General features: G+C 67.1%; 17 protein-coding genes. 7 read left to right on the forward strand and 10 right to left on the reverse strand.

Annotation, left to right across the window (positions count from 1 at the left end; all coding sequences use genetic code 11):
• The first annotated feature begins 1 nt into the window (after window position 1).
• The 3 genes from ACRDNQ_RS12605 to ACRDNQ_RS12615 all read left to right on the forward strand — a co-directional run bounded on the left by ACRDNQ_RS12605 (window position 2) and on the right by ACRDNQ_RS12615 (window position 1918).
• Window positions 2–955, forward strand: coding sequence for a GIY-YIG nuclease family protein (locus ACRDNQ_RS12605; protein ID WP_431829002.1), 954 nt, complete (start codon window positions 2–4; stop codon window positions 953–955).
• 228 nt (window positions 956–1183) lie between these two features.
• On the forward strand, window positions 1184–1495 hold the full coding sequence (locus ACRDNQ_RS12610; protein WP_431829003.1) for a hypothetical protein: 312 nt from the start codon (window positions 1184–1186) through the stop codon (window positions 1493–1495).
• Window positions 1496–1609: 114 nt separating this feature from the next.
• The gene (locus tag ACRDNQ_RS12615) at window positions 1610–1918 is read left to right on the forward strand and encodes a hypothetical protein (protein ID WP_431829004.1); all 309 of its coding nucleotides are present in this window, start codon (window positions 1610–1612) and stop codon (window positions 1916–1918) included.
• A 225-nt stretch (window positions 1919–2143) separates the two neighbouring features.
• Here the strand turns inward: ACRDNQ_RS12615 and ACRDNQ_RS12620 are convergent, their stop codons facing one another.
• The 6 genes from ACRDNQ_RS12620 to thrS form a co-directional block, all read right to left on the reverse strand.
• Window positions 2144–2350: a cold-shock protein gene (locus ACRDNQ_RS12620; protein WP_431829005.1), complete on the reverse strand. Its 207-nt coding sequence runs from the start codon at window positions 2348–2350 to the stop codon at window positions 2144–2146.
• Window positions 2351–2542: 192 nt separating this feature from the next.
• Window positions 2543–3136: a DoxX family membrane protein gene (locus ACRDNQ_RS12625; protein WP_431829006.1), complete on the reverse strand. Its 594-nt coding sequence runs from the start codon at window positions 3134–3136 to the stop codon at window positions 2543–2545.
• Window positions 3133–3882: an HvfC/BufC N-terminal domain-containing protein gene (locus ACRDNQ_RS12630; RefSeq protein WP_431829007.1), complete on the reverse strand. Its 750-nt coding sequence runs from the start codon at window positions 3880–3882 to the stop codon at window positions 3133–3135. Before ACRDNQ_RS12630 ends, ACRDNQ_RS12625 begins: the two co-directional genes overlap by 4 nt.
• The gene (gene bufB, locus ACRDNQ_RS12635) at window positions 3879–4754 is read right to left on the reverse strand and encodes an MNIO family bufferin maturase (protein WP_431829008.1); all 876 of its coding nucleotides are present in this window, start codon (window positions 4752–4754) and stop codon (window positions 3879–3881) included. Before bufB ends, ACRDNQ_RS12630 begins: the two co-directional genes overlap by 4 nt.
• A 60-nt stretch (window positions 4755–4814) precedes the next feature.
• Window positions 4815–5105 carry a BufA1 family periplasmic bufferin-type metallophore gene (locus ACRDNQ_RS12640; RefSeq protein WP_431829009.1) on the reverse strand — a complete coding sequence of 97 codons (291 nt, stop codon included), beginning with the start codon at window positions 5103–5105 and terminating at the stop codon, window positions 4815–4817.
• Between the two features lie 181 nt (window positions 5106–5286).
• Window positions 5287–7233: a threonine--tRNA ligase gene (gene thrS / locus ACRDNQ_RS12645; protein ID WP_431829010.1), complete on the reverse strand. Its 1947-nt coding sequence runs from the start codon at window positions 7231–7233 to the stop codon at window positions 5287–5289.
• Window positions 7234–7400: 167 nt separating this feature from the next.
• Between thrS and ACRDNQ_RS12650 the strand changes: the two genes are divergently transcribed.
• Window positions 7401–8162: a L,D-transpeptidase family protein gene (locus ACRDNQ_RS12650; protein ID WP_431829011.1), complete on the forward strand. Its 762-nt coding sequence runs from the start codon at window positions 7401–7403 to the stop codon at window positions 8160–8162.
• Between the two features lie 18 nt (window positions 8163–8180).
• Here the strand turns inward: ACRDNQ_RS12650 and ACRDNQ_RS12655 are convergent, their stop codons facing one another.
• Window positions 8181–9086 (reverse strand): DUF2950 family protein, encoded by a 906-nt coding sequence (locus ACRDNQ_RS12655; protein WP_431829012.1) that lies wholly within the window; start codon window positions 9084–9086, stop codon window positions 8181–8183.
• A 4-nt stretch (window positions 9087–9090) separates the two neighbouring features.
• Window positions 9091–10365, reverse strand: coding sequence for a DUF3300 domain-containing protein (locus tag ACRDNQ_RS12660; RefSeq protein WP_431829013.1), 1275 nt, complete (start codon window positions 10363–10365; stop codon window positions 9091–9093).
• Between the two features lie 168 nt (window positions 10366–10533).
• Between ACRDNQ_RS12660 and ACRDNQ_RS12665 the strand changes: the two genes are divergently transcribed.
• The 3 genes from ACRDNQ_RS12665 (at window position 10534) to ACRDNQ_RS12675 (ending at window position 12616) form a co-directional block, all read left to right on the forward strand.
• Window positions 10534–11298, forward strand: a complete 765-nt coding sequence (locus ACRDNQ_RS12665; RefSeq protein WP_431829014.1) for an alpha/beta hydrolase — start codon at window positions 10534–10536, stop codon at window positions 11296–11298.
• On the forward strand, window positions 11295–12275 hold the full coding sequence (locus tag ACRDNQ_RS12670; RefSeq protein ID WP_431829015.1) for an alpha/beta hydrolase: 981 nt from the start codon (window positions 11295–11297) through the stop codon (window positions 12273–12275). Before ACRDNQ_RS12665 ends, ACRDNQ_RS12670 begins: the two co-directional genes overlap by 4 nt.
• A 98-nt stretch (window positions 12276–12373) precedes the next feature.
• Window positions 12374–12616 carry a YdcH family protein gene (locus ACRDNQ_RS12675; RefSeq protein WP_431829016.1) on the forward strand — a complete coding sequence of 81 codons (243 nt, stop codon included), beginning with the start codon at window positions 12374–12376 and terminating at the stop codon, window positions 12614–12616.
• Between the two features lie 76 nt (window positions 12617–12692).
• Here ACRDNQ_RS12675 and ACRDNQ_RS12680 read toward each other — a convergent pair whose 3' ends face one another.
• Together ACRDNQ_RS12680 and ACRDNQ_RS12685 are read right to left on the reverse strand one after the other, a co-directional pair.
• Entirely contained in the window at window positions 12693–14084 is a 1392-nt protein-coding gene (locus tag ACRDNQ_RS12680; protein WP_431829017.1) for a helix-turn-helix domain-containing protein, read from the reverse strand.
• A gap of 51 nt (window positions 14085–14135) precedes the next feature.
• Entirely contained in the window at window positions 14136–15356 is a 1221-nt protein-coding gene (locus ACRDNQ_RS12685; protein WP_431829018.1) for a multidrug effflux MFS transporter, read from the reverse strand.
• Window positions 15357–15363 lie beyond the last annotated feature (7 nt).

Raw genomic sequence — 15363 nt, forward strand, 5'->3', positions numbered from 1 at the left:
TATGGCTAAGGGGCGTTCAGTCAGACTCTATCTTGTCGATGGGACTGCAACGGGCATTCTGACTGCTGAAATAATGAATTGGACCGGCCACGTCTTGGCAGCCCCTAGGACCAGAATTGAAGATGCTCTCTCCAGGAGCGAGTTGCGGAGAACCGGTGTATACTTCCTCTTTGGACCTGATGAGGAAGTGTCAGACGTAAACCGTGTCTACGTTGGTGAAGGTGATGAGATTGCAAAGAGAATTTATCAACATAACAAGGAGAAAGTCTTTTGGGAGAGGTTTATTGCTGTCACCAGCAAGGATATGAACCTCACCAAAGCTCATGTCCGGTACCTGGAGGGAAGACTCTTGCAACTTGTGCAGGAAGCAAAAAAGGCAAAACTAGCAAATAAGGACCTGCCGCAATTCGACCTCCTTCCGGAGGCTGACAAGGCGGATATGGAGGCGTTTCTTGAGGAGATCCAGCTTGTGCTTCCAGTTATTGGAGCGGACTTTCTTCGCCGACCCACGGTCAACGTCAAGCCGAAGTCCATTTCGGATTCCGCTCCAGCTAGCTTAGAGAGCCAGAATCAGGAGGGCAACGAACACGTACTCTTCGTGCTTTCAAACTCAAATGCTGGTATCGAGGCGACTGCAAGAGAGATATCCGGGGAGTTCGTCGTGCTTTCAGGGTCTCGTGGTTCGCTCAAGGAGAAGTCTTCATTTCACGATCGTATCAAGGCTATTAGAGACGAAGCACTTGAGACGGGGAGAGCGCGAAAGATTAATGATAGAAACTTTGTTCTTGATGAGGATATCTCTTTCTCTAGTCCAAGTGCGGCTTCAGTCTTTTTGTTCGGGACATCAAGAAATGGAAGAGCAGATTGGATTGTGAGCGGAAACAACAAGAATTACGGGACGTGGAAAGAGGAGGTGATCGACGAGCGGGCTAAACACATGGTGCTGCAGTTGTAGTCAAAGCACGCACCCCACGCCGGATCACCCGTAGGGCGGGGTTCACCCCGCCGAACCCGGCCGCGGATGGCGGGGTGAACCCCGCCCTACCGCGCTGACGCAGGCGCTTCATTCGTTACGCCCCACGCCCCCACCATCCCGCCACCCCCGCGCCACCCCCTCTCCCTATCCCCGCCACAATCCCGCGCCATGGTTTTCGTCGTGTGAGTGGTCCTAGGGGTCGTGCAAATGCGAGTGTTGTCCGCCGTCGTTTCATTCCTTGCGTTCAATGCCCTCGGCGTTCTGCTGATGCAGTCCGAGCCGGGGCATGAACCTGCGCTTCTGTCTGCGATCCTCGGGTCGTGGATGGACCTTGCGCAGGTCGTCAAGACATATGGATATCAGCCCGTGGGCCTTAGCTTCATGGCGTTGGGCCTTTACATCGCGCTGGTCTGCCTTGTCCTGTCGCAGCCCCGCGGCCGCTGGTGGCCCGAGCGTCTGCGCGACGTCTCCTCGCGCCGTGCCGTGCCCCCCGACCCGCTGGGCGGTACCCGGGGCTGATCCGGGCCCGATCCGGGACTTTGCGCGCACCAGGTCCGCCACCGGACAGGGCACGCGGCCCGTCCCGCGACAAGTTTATCCACGGGCCGTCATGATCCTGTTACATTCAGGGTCATGCGCCGCCTTGCCCTGATTCCCCTTGGCCTTCTCGCCCTGTCTGTGCTTCTGGCTGCCCCGGCGGCGGCCGAAAGCCCGATCGCCGAGGTGGTCTGCGCCCCCTCGGCCGAGATGCGCGACCGGCTGACCCGCGACTATGGCGCCAGCCTGTCGGGGCAGGGCCTGCGCGACCATGACAGCGTGATGGAGCTTTGGTCCTCGGCCCGGGGCGACTGGACGCTGGTCGTGGCCTACGCCAGCGGTCTGCGCTGCATCGTCGCCATGGGCGAGGCCTGGGATACGATCCCGGCCCGCGACCCCGCCTGACTCAGCCCGCCTGACGCACCCCGCCTGACACGCCCGGCCAGCAAAGCGGCGCCCGACGCGCCATGCGGCGCCCCGTCGGGGATGGGCGAGGTCAGGGCAGGGAAAAGTCGCAGGGGAAAGCAGACGTGCCCTCGGCTGGGGCGACAGGGCCAAGGGTGCGGCGCACGGGGCGCGCTGGTCCCCCAGGGGGCGGGGCGCCCGCGGGGGGCGCACCCGCATGGGGCGTCAGAGCAGCTTCAGATCGCCCGCGGACTTGCGTCCGTCGCGGCCCTCGATCATTTCGAAGCTGATCTTCTGGTTGTCGGCAAGTCCGGTGAGCCCGGCCCGCTCGACCGCCGAGATGTGGACGAAAATGTCCTTGCCGCCGTCATCGGGTGCGATGAAGCCATAGCCTTTGGTGGTGTTGAACCATTTTACGGTTCCGGTGGGCATAGGCCCTCTCCTTTCGATCGTCATCCGCGAAAACTGCACGCGGACTTCTGCAGCCACGTCTTCCAAGTTACGGCCGCATTCCCGAAGAAGCAGAGCGACTTGAATGTATTGGCGTGAAAATACTTGGCGCGGCCGCGAAAAAAAACAAGCCGTCGCTGCGGGGCCCGCGCATTTCGGCGCGCGGCTGCGCGTTCAGGCGGCAGCGCTGCGTGATCTTTGCCCGTCCTCGCGCCGGGACCCTGCCGTGAGACGGGCCAGAAGCCGGTCGGCCGAGAGCGGCCCCGCGCCCTTCAGCACCAGCGTGAGCAGAAGGAACACCCAGAGCGCACGTTGATCGGCGACGATGGCATCGGCGGCGCGGTCGAACCAGCCGCCGATGTCCGCGCCGCCAAGTCCGTGGCCGGTGATGTCGACCCAGGTCTGCACCGCCACGAACCCGATCATCCCAAGCGCGGCAAGGCGCGTGAGAAGGCCAAGGACGATCAGCAGCGGCAACAGGAACTCGGCCCAGGTCCCCGCGACCGCGATCGCCCAATGCCCGACCCCAAGCTGCGAGACGTCATATCCCGCCGCCTCGACCGCGCGGGGAAAGATCTGGATGTAGGCCCCGTCCGAGGGGCGAAGAAAGCCAAGCACCCCATCGCCCAGCTTGGTGCGCGCCGCGTTCCAGAAATAGATCAGCAGGACCCCGGCGAAGGTCAGGCGCGCCAGAGTGGGGATCAGCGCCGTCGACACCGCGTCAAGGCGCGCGGCGACCGACTGGTGGGCGGCGACAAGGGCGTTCATGGGGCGGTCTCCTCGAGGGCGGCGAAAGCGCCCGCCGTGATGAGGCGGGCTAGGGTGTCGGCGGGGTCGAAGCCGTCGCCGCCGGCCTCGATCGCCGCGCCCAGGGCGGCACCCTCGGCAAGGTCGCGGACAAGGGCAGCGCCCCCGTCGGGCAAAAGCGTCTGCACCGGGTCGAAGCCCGGGCGTGTGATCAGCACGGTCTCGGCCCCGGGGGCGGGTTTCGGGGCGCCGGGCACCATGTTGCGCGCCCAGATGCCGTGGATCGGCCAGGGCGAGGCGACCACGCGCACCGCCGGATGCAGCCGCGGGCGCGCGGACAGCAGGCGGTCGGGCGAAAGCGCGGTGAAGGCTTCGGGCCCCAGCGTGTCGGCATCGGCGGCGTGGTAGCTTTCGCGCAAGCACAGCTCGAGCCGGGCGATGTCCGGCAGATAGGGCAGGTGCGCAAGCTGCGGCAGGGCGGCCAGGAAGCCCGGCATTTCAGCCCCGTAAAACATCAGCACGGGCGAAGACGGCGGATGGGCGCGCAGGAACAGACCGGCAAGGCCGCGAAAGTTCGCCTCGCCCAGCAGCTTCGCCAGAACCGGAAAGGCGGTCGTCAGCGCCTCGGTCAGGCTGACGGCCACGTTGTTGCGATAGACCGAAAAGCGCCGGCCCGCGGGCGCCCCGTCCGGGGCCAGAAGCCCCTCCGGCACCGCGCGCGCAGGGTCGAGAAGCGCCGTGGCGAAGGCGGATTGACCGGCGCTCATGCCAGGGCCCCGGCCGGCGCGGGGCCTGCAAGAACCCGCCCGGCGCGGGCCGCCTCGGCCCGCAGGGTCGGCCAGTCGGGCACGTCGTTGTCCCATTCGATCAGCGTGGGTTTCCGCCCGCCGAGCGCGATCGTGTGGGCATAAAGCGCCCAGACCGGGTCGGCGACCGCGCGCCCGTGGCTGTCGATCAGCAGCGGCGCGCCCACGTCGTCGGCGTCTTCGTCGTGGCCGCCCAGGTGAATCTCGCCCACGGCGTCAAGCGGGAAGGCGTCGATATAGGCGACAGGGTCGACCTGCTGGTTGGTGGCCGACACGAAGACGTTGTTGACGTCAAGCAGCAGGCCGCAGCCGGTGCGGCGGACAAGCTCGGTCAGGAAGTCGACCTCGGCCATCTCGGTCTCGGCGAAGGCAAGGTAGGTCGACGGGTTTTCAAGCAGCATCCGCCGTCCCAGCGCCTCCTGGACCTGGTCGATGTGGTCGGCCACGCGCGCCAGCGTGCGGGCGGTGTAGGGCAGGGGCAGAAGGTCGTTCAGGAAGCCTGTATCGTGGGTCGACCAGGCAAGATGTTCGGAAAAGCTGGCCGGTTTGAGCCAGCGCACGAGGCGCGCAAGCCGGTCCAGGTGTCCGGGGTCGAGCGGCCGCTCTCCCCCGATCGACAGGCCCACGCCGTGGACCGAGATCGGGAAGCGGTCGCACAGCGCACGAAGCTGTGCGATCGGCCGGCCGCCGTCGCCCATGTAGTTCTCGGCGTGGATCTCGAGCCAACCGACGGCGCCGGGGTCTTCGAGGATCGCCGCGAAATGCTGCGGCTTGTAGCCGACGCCGGGGGCGGTCGGCAGGGACGGGCCGGGGATGTGGCTTGTGTCGAGCATGGGCACCACCGAAGGCAGGGGGCGTCCCCGGTCGCGCGTCGACCGGGGACTGGGGCAGGTTTACGCGGGCAGGTCGCGGTCAAGGGCCTCGAGCGACCCCATGCGGCCGTCCGGCAGCTCGATCTCGGTGCAGGTGCCGGCATCGACCAGCGTCCAGGCGTTGCCCTGGTAGTCGACGGTCGAGGTGCCGGCGCAGGTGGTGCCGGGGCCGGCGGCGCAGTCGTTCTGGCCGGCAAGCGAGACACCGAAGCACTTTTCCTTTTCCTGGGCATGGGCCGGAACGGACAGGCTGGCGGCAAGGGCGGCGGCGACGGCGCCGGCAACGGCAAGGGTCTTGGCGTGGTTCGACATCAGTTCAGTTTCCTCTGTTCATGATCCATAGCCGCCGGCATTGCGGCGACTGGTCGCAGTGGTAGTCAGGTCATTTGATCAAATGCCAGTCACGGGCGCGTGCTTGACGCACCCGTGTCCTGTTGAAACATCGCAATAAATTCGGTTGACGCAAGGGAACCGGATCGCCGGCCCCCGTAGGTCAGCGCAGGTCGGGAGGGGTCGCCTCGGCGGCGAGTTCGCCCACGACCGCGTCGAGCGGGCGGGTGGACGTGTCCTTCTCGCCCAGGCGGCGGACCGAGACGGTGCGGTCCTCGACCTCGCGGTTGCCGATCGCCAGGATCACCGGAACCTTGCCCACCGAATGTTCGCGGACCTTGTAGTTGATCTTTTCGTTCCGCGTGTCGGCCTCGGCCCGGACCCCCGCCGCGACCAGCCGGTCCACAACCTCGTGGACGAAGGCATCCGCGTCCGACACGATCGAGGCCACGACGACTTGCCGCGGCGCCAGCCAGAATGGCAGCTTGCCCGCGTGTTCCTCGATCAGGATGCCGATGAACCGCTCGAACGAGCCCAGCGTCGCGCGGTGCAGCATGACCGGGCGATGCCGTTCGCCGTCCGCGCCAATGTAACTTGCGTCAAGCCGTTCGGGCAGGACGAAGTCGACCTGAAGCGTGCCGCACTGCCAGTCACGCCCGATCGCGTCCGTCAGCACAAACTCAAGCTTCGGTCCGTAGAACGCCCCTTCGCCGGGATTGAGCGCATAGTCGTAGCCCGCCGCGCGGGTGGCGTTCGCAAGCGCCGCCTCGGCCTTGTCCCAGACCTCGTCCGATCCGGCCCGCGCCTCGGGCCGGTCCGAGAACTTGATCTTGAAGTCCGAGAAGCCGAGGTCGCGGTAGATCTCCGACAGAAAGCCGATGAAGCGCTTCGTCTCGCCCTCGATCTGGTCTTCGGTGCAGAAGATGTGGGCATCGTCCTGCGTGAAGCCGCGCACGCGCATAATCCCGTGCAGCGCGCCCGAGGGTTCATAGCGGTTGCACGATCCGAACTCGGCCATGCGCAGCGGCAGGTCGCGATAGCTTTTCAGGCCCACGTTGAAGATCTGCACGTGGCAGGGGCAGTTCATCGGCTTCAGCGCGTTGATCGTCTTTTCGCGGGCATGTTCCTCGTCGACTTCGACGATGAACATGTTTTCCTGGTAATTGGCCCAGTGGCCCGATTTCTCCCACAGGACGCGGTTGACGACCTGGGGGGTGTTGACCTCGACATAGCCGCCCGCGCGCTGCTTGCGGCGCATGTAGTCCTGCAGTGTCGTGTAGATCGCCCAGCCGTTCGGGTGCCAGAAGATCTGCCCCGGCGCCTCTTCCTGCATGTGGAAAAGGTCCATCTCGCGCCCGAGCCGGCGATGGTCGCGCTTCTCGGCTTCCTCGAGGAAGGTGAGGTAGGCCTTCAGGTCGTCGCGGTTGCGGAAGGCCACGCCGTAGATGCGCTGAAGCATCGGACGGTTCGAATCGCCGCGCCAGTAGGCCCCTGCCACCTTCATCAGGCGGAAGGCGTCGGCCGGCACCTGGCCCGTGTTCTGAAGATGCGGCCCCCGGCACAGATCCTGCCAGTGCCCGTGCCAGTACATGCGCAGCGGCTGATCGCCCGGGATCGCCTCGATCAGTTCGACCTTGTAGGGTTCGCCGTTGGCCTCGTAGAAACGGACCGCGCGCTCGCGGTCCCAGATCTCGGTGGTGACGGGGTCGCGGCGGTTGATGATCTCCTTCATCTTCGCCTCGATCGCGCCAAGATCCTCGGGCGTGAAGGGCTCGGCCCGGTCGAAATCGTAATACCAGCCGTTGTCGATCACGGGTCCGATCGTGACCTTCACCTCGGGCCAGATCTCCTGCACGGCGCGGGCCATGATGTGGGCCAGGTCGTGCCGGATCAGCTCGAGCGCCGGCGCCTCGTCCTGCATCGTGTGGATCGCGATCGAGGCATCGCCGGGGATCGGCCACTGCAGATCCCAATGCGCGCCGTTCACGGTCGCGCTGATCGCCTTCTTGCCCAGCGAGGTCGAGATGCCGGCGGCCACCTCGGCCGGCGTGACGCCCGCCTTGAAGCTGCGCGCATTGCCATCGGGGAAGGTCAGGGAAATATCGGCCATCGGCCAGTCTCCTCGTCGGTTTGGCGCCCACGGAACGCCCGGCTGCGGGTATGTCTTGGCGCGGGTTTGTCGCATGCTCTGTCGGCTGTCAAGGACACCGCGCCCGGGTCGCGGTTGCCGACAGGCGCGCGCACGGCCTAGTCTGGGCCCATACCCCGGAGGCCGGAATGTCCTATTCTCTCCTGCGCCGCGTCGCCCTTGCCGCCGCCATGGCCGCGCTGGCCGCCTGCGCGTCCTTCGAACCCGTGTCGCGTCAGGACGGAACGGCGTCGCGTCCGCCCTCGGAGTTCCAGACGCGGCTCGATGCGCTGGGCATTCCCCTCGACCTGCCCGAGGGCAGGGCCATCCTTGTCAACGTCCCGGCCTTCGAGCTGATCGCCTTCGAGGACGGAACCCCCGTCTTCCGCAGTCGCATCATCGTGGGAACGCGGTGGAACCCGACCCCGCTGATCGACACCTATGTCAGCCGGGTGACCTTCCGCCCCTCGTGGCGGCCGACACCGGCGATGGTCGCCAGCGGCGAATACCGCGACGAGGTCCGCCCGCCGGGCCGCGACAACCCGCTTGGCCTGCTGGCAGTCCGGCTCGAGCCCGGTCTTCTGGTCTATCTGCACGACACGAACCAGCGGCAGCTCTTCGAGCGTGACATGCGCGCGCTGTCGCATGGCTGCATCCGGGTCCAGCGCTGGGACACGCTTGCCGCCTGGGTCCTTGGTCGTGAGGAAAGCTGGGTGCGCACCATGGCCGAGACACCCCCGTCGAAGGACGTTCCCGCCCCGCCGATTCCGGTGCTGATCAGGTATCTTCCAGTCTTCCCGGCCGAGGACGGGACGGTTCTGCGTCACCCCGACATCTACGGCCTCGCGGCCGGATCGGGGGCGCCCAGGGTATCGGGCAAGGACGCCTCGGCTGCCTGTGGCGGGCCGTGATCCTGCGCCGCAATGGCCCTAATCGTCGACCGGCGTCCACGTGGCGTCGGGATCGTAGACCGTGATGCCTTCGGCGATGGCAAGCGTGTCCGCGCCAAGGTCGGCCTGCAGGATTTGGCCGTTCTCGCTGACAAGAAAGCTCATCACGCCGGTTTCGCCGGGGATGGCCGGGACCGCCAGCATCGCGTGTCCCGCAACCATGTTGCCGTTCACGACATAGCTCATCGCGCCCCCGGGGGCGGAAGGCCCCTGACCGTCGAGCAGGCGGAAGTAGTATCCCGAAAGCGGGATCGGCGGCTGATCGCCGTCGGCGTCGGCATAGCCGTCAAGAGATGCCTGGGCGATCCGCACGCCCAGCGGGCTTTCGGCGTCGGCCCAGAACAGGCCGTCACGATCTTCGGCGCTCGAGATGATGTAGCGCGCGAATTCCATCACGCCGTCGCCGTCCCGGTCGGCCAGGCGGAATTCGGCCTGCACGTCGACGTAGGCATCGAGGAGATCGATCACGTCAAGCTCGTTCGCTCCGATTTCACGGGCCGCCAGTTCGGCCGCTCCGGCCTCCATGTCGAAGGACCAGCCGTCGCCGGCCCGCGCGATCGGGATCGGGAAGGGCCAGTCTTCGGCGCCCAGCGACAGGGTATAGCTTCCCTCGTCTTCCGGAACCAGGCGGAACCCCTGGCGGTAGAGGTCAAGAAGCCTCAGGCGATTGGCAAGGTCCTCGGCGCGGTTGCCGGAATACACAAGGTCTTCGGATTCGGGGCCGAAGATCGTCAGGATCTCGTCGCGCGATCCGCTGCGCAGGGCCGAGCCCACGGCCTCGACCGCGTCGAAGGGCGAGGCATAGCGTGCGGGCTCGGCGCCGGCAGCGACGGTGAAGATGGCGATGGCAGCGGCCGACGTGGAAAACAGGGCTGTCCGGGTCATGGTCTTACCTCCGCGTCCGCTTGTGACCACCGCCCCGTTGCGACGCGGCATGCGCCTTCGGGCCGGGTGAGCGCTTGGCCAGCGCGGTTGGCTTCTTCACGGCCGCGGGCCGCTGGACCGATGCGGGCTTCTGAACCGACGCGGGGCGCTTGATTTCGGCCGGGCGGGCGCTGGATGCCGGCGCGGTGTCCCGGGTGCGGGCGATCGCGTCGCGCTTTTCGCCCGAGGGACGCTGCGACGGGCGATCGACCTGCGGCAGCCGCTCGGAACTTCCGCCGCCCGGACGGATGACGGCCGGGCCGGTGGATGCGCCGCCGGGGCGCGAGATATCGGCCGCACCGGTGCGGTCCGAAAGCCGCTCGCGCAGCGCGTCCGAGTTGCTGTCGCCCTTGTTGATCGGCAGCCGGGTTCCGCCCCCTTCGGGATCGCGTCGGTCGGCGATCTTGTCACGCGCGTTCTCCGTGCGGTCCGGATCGGGTTTCCAGCCGCCAAGGTCGATGTTGCCGTCGCCGATCGTCACATCGCCGTCCACATCGATGTCGATATCCGGATCGCGGATGATCGGGCCACCGCCCCAACCGCCGCAGTTGCGGCATCCCCAGTAGTCGTTCCAATCGTCGTCATCGTCGAAGATTGCATCGACCAGAAGGAAGGTTCCGAAGGTCACCGCGCCCACCATCAGTGCATCGTCGAGCGAACTGTCATAAACCACCTGCGGGTCGTATTGCGGCACATAGACCACTTCGGGGTCGGCCGGCTGGATCACCACGGTCTCATCGCTGTCGACCTCGACCACCTGTTCGTCGCTGCTGAGCAGCGCGCCGGTGTTGATCGCCTGAAGGCGCATGGTCTGGACTGCGTCCATGACGCCGTCGGTCTGGGCCTCCATCGCCGCGCCCATGGTCTCGGTCCATTCGATGTGCTCGGCCATGTCGGCGACGACGTCCGGAAAGCCAGTCGCCAGAACCTCGACGCTGGGATCCCAGCCCTGCGCCTCGATCTCGGGGCGAAGCGCCTCGGGATCGGCGCCGTCATTCTGCAGAAGGAAGCGGTCGGCCTTGACGATCTCGAGAGGTTGCGTCGCGGCGACAAGGATTTGGATCAGCAGCGTGTCGGGATAAAGCGCAACCGGGGCGACCAGCGTCTCAAGCTCGGCCTGTGTCAGAAGCTCCGCGTTTTCGGCCTCGGCCGCGCCGGTGGCCTCGGTCTGCCCCCAGGCCGTACCGGCCATCGGCGCGGTGGCCAAGGCCGTCGACAGGAAAAGCGCCAGTCGCTGCATCGGTGATTCCCCCTCTGTGCCGCCTGATCGTGACACGGCTGCCGCCTGTAGACTCCATCATTTGGGGATTTGGCCGCCCCTTGCCGGTTTTCTTTCGCCAAGAGTTGCGGGAATTGCGCTTCCGTCCTGCGCCCACCCATGGCAACCAAGGCAAAACAGGGAGACGCGATGCCAGCCCCAAAGACGTTCGAGACCCCAATGGGACGGCGGCTTGCCTATCACGCGACACCCGGGCAGGGGCCGGGGGTCGTGTTTCTTGGCGGCCTTCGATCGGACATGGAGGGCAGCAAGGCCCTGTTTCTCGAGGACTGGGCGCGCAAGGCGGACCGGGCCTTCCTGCGGTTCGATTACTCCGGCCACGGGCAATCCTCGGGCGAGTTCACCGAAGGCTGTATCGGCGACTGGGCCGAAGACGCGCTGGCCGCGATCTCGGCGCTGACCCGGGGGCCGCAGGTTCTTGTCGGCTCGTCGATGGGGGGCTGGATCTCGCTTCTTGTGGCGCGTTCGGGCAAGGTGCCGCTTGCCGGCCTTGTCGGGATCGCCGCCGCGCCGGATTTCACCGAAGACGGCATGTGGGCCGAATTCACCGACGGCGAACGGCGCGCTCTGATGACCGACGGCCGGGTCGAACGCCCGTCCGAGTATTCGGACGAGCCCTACATCATCACCCGCCGCATGATCGAGGATGGGCGAAGCCATCTGGTCCTGCGCAGCCCGCTTCGGTTCGATATGCCGGTCCGGCTTCTGCAGGGCTCGGCCGATACGGACGTGCTGCCCGCGGTGGGGTTGCGCCTGTTCGATCATCTTGAGGGTCCTGACATCCGCCTGACCCTGGTCAAGGACGCCGATCACCGGTTCTCGACACCGGACTGTCTTCAACTGATCCGCGCCGCCGTCGAGGACGTGCTGGCCCGAGCGGCGGACGGGGCATGAGGCGTTGGCTTTGGCGTTTCGGCGCCTTCGCCGCCGTGCCGGTGATCGCCCTTGTCCTTTGGCCGGCCGAGCCGGTCGACACCGCGATCGAAGCCGATCCGTCGGACATCGCGGCCGTGGGGGCAGGGGGACTCGACGCCTGGCTTGCCGCGGAAGAGGCGCGGTTCGACGACATCACCCCGGGTGTCGAGAAGCGGATCGTCTGGGCCACCGCCCCGGGCGCCGCCACCGACGAAGTCGTGGTCTATATCCACGGCTTCTCGGCCACCTCCGAAGAACTGCGCCCTGTCCCCGACCGGGTCGCCCAGGCGCTGGGGGCGAACCTGTTGTTCTGGCGGCTGGCCGGGCATGGGCGCGGCGGCGACGCCATGGCCGAGCCGCGTGCCGGGGACTGGATCGAGGACATGGCCGAGGCGCTGGCCGTCGCCGATCTGTTGGGGGACCGCGTCACGGTCATCGCCACCTCGACCGGCGGAACGTTGGCCGCCATCGCCGCGACGCTGCCCGAGACGCGCGGGGCCTTCGACCGCCTCGTGATGGTCTCGCCGAACTTCCGGATCGCCGCGCCCGTCGCGCGCGTCCTGACATGGCCGGCGGTCCGGCACTGGGGGCCGCTCGTCGTCGGGGCCGAACGTCGGTTCGAGTCGCTGAATGCGGCGCATGGACGCTACTGGACCACGCGCTATCCCACGGTGGCGACGGTTCCGATGGGGGCGCTTGTCGCCCACGCCCGTGCCCTTGACTATTCGGTGGTCGCGATCCCCGCGCTCTTCGTCTTTTCGGACGCCGACCGCGTCGTGTCGGCCGCGGCCACGCGCGAGGTTGCCGCGCGTTGGGGGGGCGACGTCACGCTTGCGCCGCAGGTTCCCGGGCCGGGGGACGACCCCTTCGCCCACGTCCTCGCGGGCGACATCCTGAGCCCGTCGCTGACGCCGGGTGTCAGCGCGCTGATCCTCGACTGGATCGCCGCGCACTGACGACGGCGCTTCCGACAGCACCCGCGACTTGACCCGTGTCAAGGTGGGCGGGGGACTGGCAGTCCAGACTGTGCGGGCAAAGAACAGGAGAACATCCCATGTCGCATGTGCCGCACGATCTTGCCACCGATTTTCCCGAGCATGCCCAGCGTATCCACGAGCTCAAGATCGGCAACACGCACTTCGCCCGGCTTCTTGGCGAATACGAAGAGGTGAACGGCGCCGTCCACCGGGCCGAGACGAATGTCGAACCGATGTCGCCCGATGCCGAGACCGAGCTGCGCAAGACGCGCGCCGCGTTGAAGGACGAGCTTTACCGGATGCTCACGGCGCCGGCCTGAGGGGGCTCTGCCCCCGCCGCCCCGCCGGCGGCGGGGCGCCTCCCCCGGAGTATTTCCACAAGAGAAGACCTGCGGGTCATCCGGTGACCTCGTAGGGCAGGATGCCGCGCCGGTCGGGGTCGATCGTCAGCCGACGCTCGAGCGGCGGCACCGATCGCTGGTGGCAGCGGGTCCGTTCGCAGATCCGGCAGGAGATGCCGATCGGCTCGAAGGCTTCGGGCGCGGTCAGGTCCATGCCGTCGGCATAGACCAGAGCGGGGGCATGGCTGATCTCGCAGCCCAGCCCGATCGCGAAGCGCCGCACCGGCGCCCGGAACGACCCCGCCGGCTTCGACACGTCGCGGGCGAGGCAGAAATACCGCACGCCGTCCGGCGTCTCGGCCAGCTGGCGCAGGAACTGGCTTGGGGTTTCGAAGGCGCGGTGGACGTTCCAGAGCGGGCAGGCGCCGCCGAAGCGGGCGAACTGAAGGCGTGTGGCGGAGTGCCGCTTGGTGATCGTGCCGGCCTGATCGACGCGGACGAAGAAGAAGGGCACGCCCTTGGCGCCGGGGCGTTGGAGGGTCGACAGGCGGTGCGCCACCTGCTCGACCGAAGCGCCAAAGCGAAAGGACAGCCGTTCAAGGTCGTGGCGCATCTCGCCGGCGGCCTCGAGGAAGGCAGCATAGGGCAGAAGCGCAGCCCCGGCAAAGTAGTTGGCCATCCCGACCTTGGCGATGCCGCGGGCCGCTTCGGACTGGAAACGCGCCAGGTCGAGCGTCGCCTCGATCAGGTCGTTCTGCGCCAGCAGCGCCCACTGGTGCAGAAGCTGGAAGCGCCGTGTCGCCGGGTCGGCGTGCGCCGACAGCGTCAGCGTCTTGGTGACCGGATCATAGGCGCGCAGCGTTTCGGTTTCGGCAAGGCGTAGCGCGATCCCGCGTTCGGCCAGCGCCGCGGTGGCGACTTCGGCCACGGGCCCCTTCTGCGACAGCCGTTCGGCCGCGCGGTCGACGGCATCCACATAGTTGTCGCAGTAATGGAAGAAGTCGCGCACCTCTTCCCACGGGCTTTGCGCCCGGTCGGTCCCCTCGCGCCCCAGCGCCTCGTCAAGGGAGGCAAGCCGTTCGTGGCCCTGCCGGTAGGCGCGGTGAAGCGCCACGAAGGCGCGGGCAAGCGCGGGCGCGTTCGTGGCGGCAAGGCGCAGGTCGGCCAGCGGCGGCGGGGCGTCGCCGAAGACCGGATCGGCCAGCACCTCGCGCATGTCGCTGACCAGCCGCTCGCTGTCGCCCGAGGAAAGCTCGGTCACGTCGAAGCCGAACTCCTGGGCGAGTCCCACCAGCACGGCCGACGACACCGGGCGGTTGTTGTTCTCCATCTGGTTGAGATAGGGAAGCGAGACGCCCAGCGTCTCGGCAAAGGCCTTCTGCGTCAGCCCGAGGCGGGTGCGCAGCTCGCGCAGCCTGGCGCCGGCATAAAGCTTGCGGGGGGGCATTGGCGTCCTTTGCAAAAAGCCATTCGGCGATTTGCAAAGAATGCCCGTGCCCTAACCCTCTGCCAAGTGCCTTTCGCGCCGGATCACGTAACGGATCGCGCCAAGCGACATCAGGCTGGTGATCAGCATCAGAAGCTGAAGCGGCAGACTTGTGGTGCCCCAGTGCAGGACCACGCCCGCCAACACCGACAACGCGGCGCCGCCCCCGATCAGGAAGGCGCTGCCCAGCCCCGAGGCCGTGGCCGCAAGATGCGGCCGGACCGACAGCATGCCGGCGGTCGCATTGGGCATCACCATGCCGTTGCCAAGGCCGACGAAGGTGCAGAAACCGAAGAACACCAGGGCCGATCCGAAGCCCGAGGCGGTGATGGCAACCGCGGTCGACAGACCGATGCTGGTCACCAGCGTGCCATAAAGGATCATGGCATTCACGCCGAAGCGCACCGAATAGCGGCCCGACAGGAAGTTGCCCAGCGCATAGCCGACGGCCGGCGCGCCGAAGCCCACGCCCGCCCAGAAGGCGTCGAGGCCATAGACATCGCTCGCCACGTAGGGGGCGCCGCCGAGGAAGGCGAAGAAGGCGCCCGACGCGAAGGCGGCGGCCAGCACATAGCCCCAGAAACGGCGCGCCGTCAGAAGCTCGGGGTAGTCGCGGATCTGGGCGCGGAAACTCGTGGCGCGGCCTTCGGGGGCGGTTTCGCCGAGGTCGACCCACGACAGCGCCAGGATCAGCAGGCCCGAGACCGCGAGGAAGGCGAAGGTCGCCTGCCAGCCGAACCGTTCGTCGAGCGCGCCGCCGATCATCGGGGCGAACATCGGCACAAGCGACATGCCCATCGTGACGTAGCCGATCATCGAGGCGGCCTCGTTCTGCGGATACATGTCGCGGACGACGGCGCGCGAAAGCACGAAGCCCGCCGCCACCGCGCCCTGCATCATGCGGAAGGCCAGGAAGATCTCGACCGTGGGGGCAAGGATGCAGCCCACCGTCGCCAAGGTGAAGATGGCCAGCGAGGCCAGCACGACCGGGCGGCGGCCATAGCGGTCGGCGAAGGGGCCGATCAGAAGCTGCAGCACCGCCGTTGTCGCGAGGTAAAGCGATACCGACAACTGCATCACGCTGTAGGGCGTGTCGAAATGAACGCTCATCGCCGGAAGCGAGGGCAGGAAGGCGCTCATGTTCATGGCGCCGATCCCGGCCAGCAGGACGAGCGTGGTGATGTGCGGCGGGGTGCGGCGGTCGAGAAAGCGGACCGCCCTTGGCGTGTTCATGACGCCG

Source organism: Saliniferula longa (assembly GCF_050789285.1).
GTDB lineage: Bacteria > Pseudomonadota > Alphaproteobacteria > Rhodobacterales > Rhodobacteraceae > CAVPWP01.

Excerpts from the sequence above, each read along its gene's own strand:
- ACRDNQ_RS12605 (WP_431829002.1), top strand. The coding sequence starts at position 2 with ATGGCTAAGGGGCGTTCAGTCAGACTCTATCTTGTCGATGGGACTGCA.
- ACRDNQ_RS12610 (WP_431829003.1), top strand. The coding sequence starts at position 1,184 with ATGCGAGTGTTGTCCGCCGTCGTTTCATTCCTTGCGTTCAATGCCCTC.
- ACRDNQ_RS12615 (WP_431829004.1), top strand. The coding sequence starts at position 1,610 with ATGCGCCGCCTTGCCCTGATTCCCCTTGGCCTTCTCGCCCTGTCTGTG.
- ACRDNQ_RS12620 (WP_431829005.1), bottom strand. The coding sequence starts at position 2,350 with ATGCCCACCGGAACCGTAAAATGGTTCAACACCACCAAAGGCTATGGC.
- ACRDNQ_RS12625 (WP_431829006.1), bottom strand. The coding sequence starts at position 3,136 with ATGAACGCCCTTGTCGCCGCCCACCAGTCGGTCGCCGCGCGCCTTGAC.
- ACRDNQ_RS12630 (WP_431829007.1), bottom strand. The coding sequence starts at position 3,882 with ATGAGCGCCGGTCAATCCGCCTTCGCCACGGCGCTTCTCGACCCTGCG.
- bufB (WP_431829008.1), bottom strand. The coding sequence starts at position 4,754 with ATGCTCGACACAAGCCACATCCCCGGCCCGTCCCTGCCGACCGCCCCC.
- ACRDNQ_RS12640 (WP_431829009.1), bottom strand. The coding sequence starts at position 5,105 with ATGTCGAACCACGCCAAGACCCTTGCCGTTGCCGGCGCCGTCGCCGCC.
- thrS (WP_431829010.1), bottom strand. The coding sequence starts at position 7,233 with ATGGCCGATATTTCCCTGACCTTCCCCGATGGCAATGCGCGCAGCTTC.
- ACRDNQ_RS12650 (WP_431829011.1), top strand. The coding sequence starts at position 7,401 with ATGTCCTATTCTCTCCTGCGCCGCGTCGCCCTTGCCGCCGCCATGGCC.
- ACRDNQ_RS12655 (WP_431829012.1), bottom strand. The coding sequence starts at position 9,086 with ATGACCCGGACAGCCCTGTTTTCCACGTCGGCCGCTGCCATCGCCATC.
- ACRDNQ_RS12660 (WP_431829013.1), bottom strand. The coding sequence starts at position 10,365 with ATGCAGCGACTGGCGCTTTTCCTGTCGACGGCCTTGGCCACCGCGCCG.
- ACRDNQ_RS12665 (WP_431829014.1), top strand. The coding sequence starts at position 10,534 with ATGCCAGCCCCAAAGACGTTCGAGACCCCAATGGGACGGCGGCTTGCC.
- ACRDNQ_RS12670 (WP_431829015.1), top strand. The coding sequence starts at position 11,295 with ATGAGGCGTTGGCTTTGGCGTTTCGGCGCCTTCGCCGCCGTGCCGGTG.
- ACRDNQ_RS12675 (WP_431829016.1), top strand. The coding sequence starts at position 12,374 with ATGTCGCATGTGCCGCACGATCTTGCCACCGATTTTCCCGAGCATGCC.
- ACRDNQ_RS12680 (WP_431829017.1), bottom strand. The coding sequence starts at position 14,084 with ATGCCCCCCCGCAAGCTTTATGCCGGCGCCAGGCTGCGCGAGCTGCGC.
- ACRDNQ_RS12685 (WP_431829018.1), bottom strand. The coding sequence starts at position 15,356 with ATGAACACGCCAAGGGCGGTCCGCTTTCTCGACCGCCGCACCCCGCCG.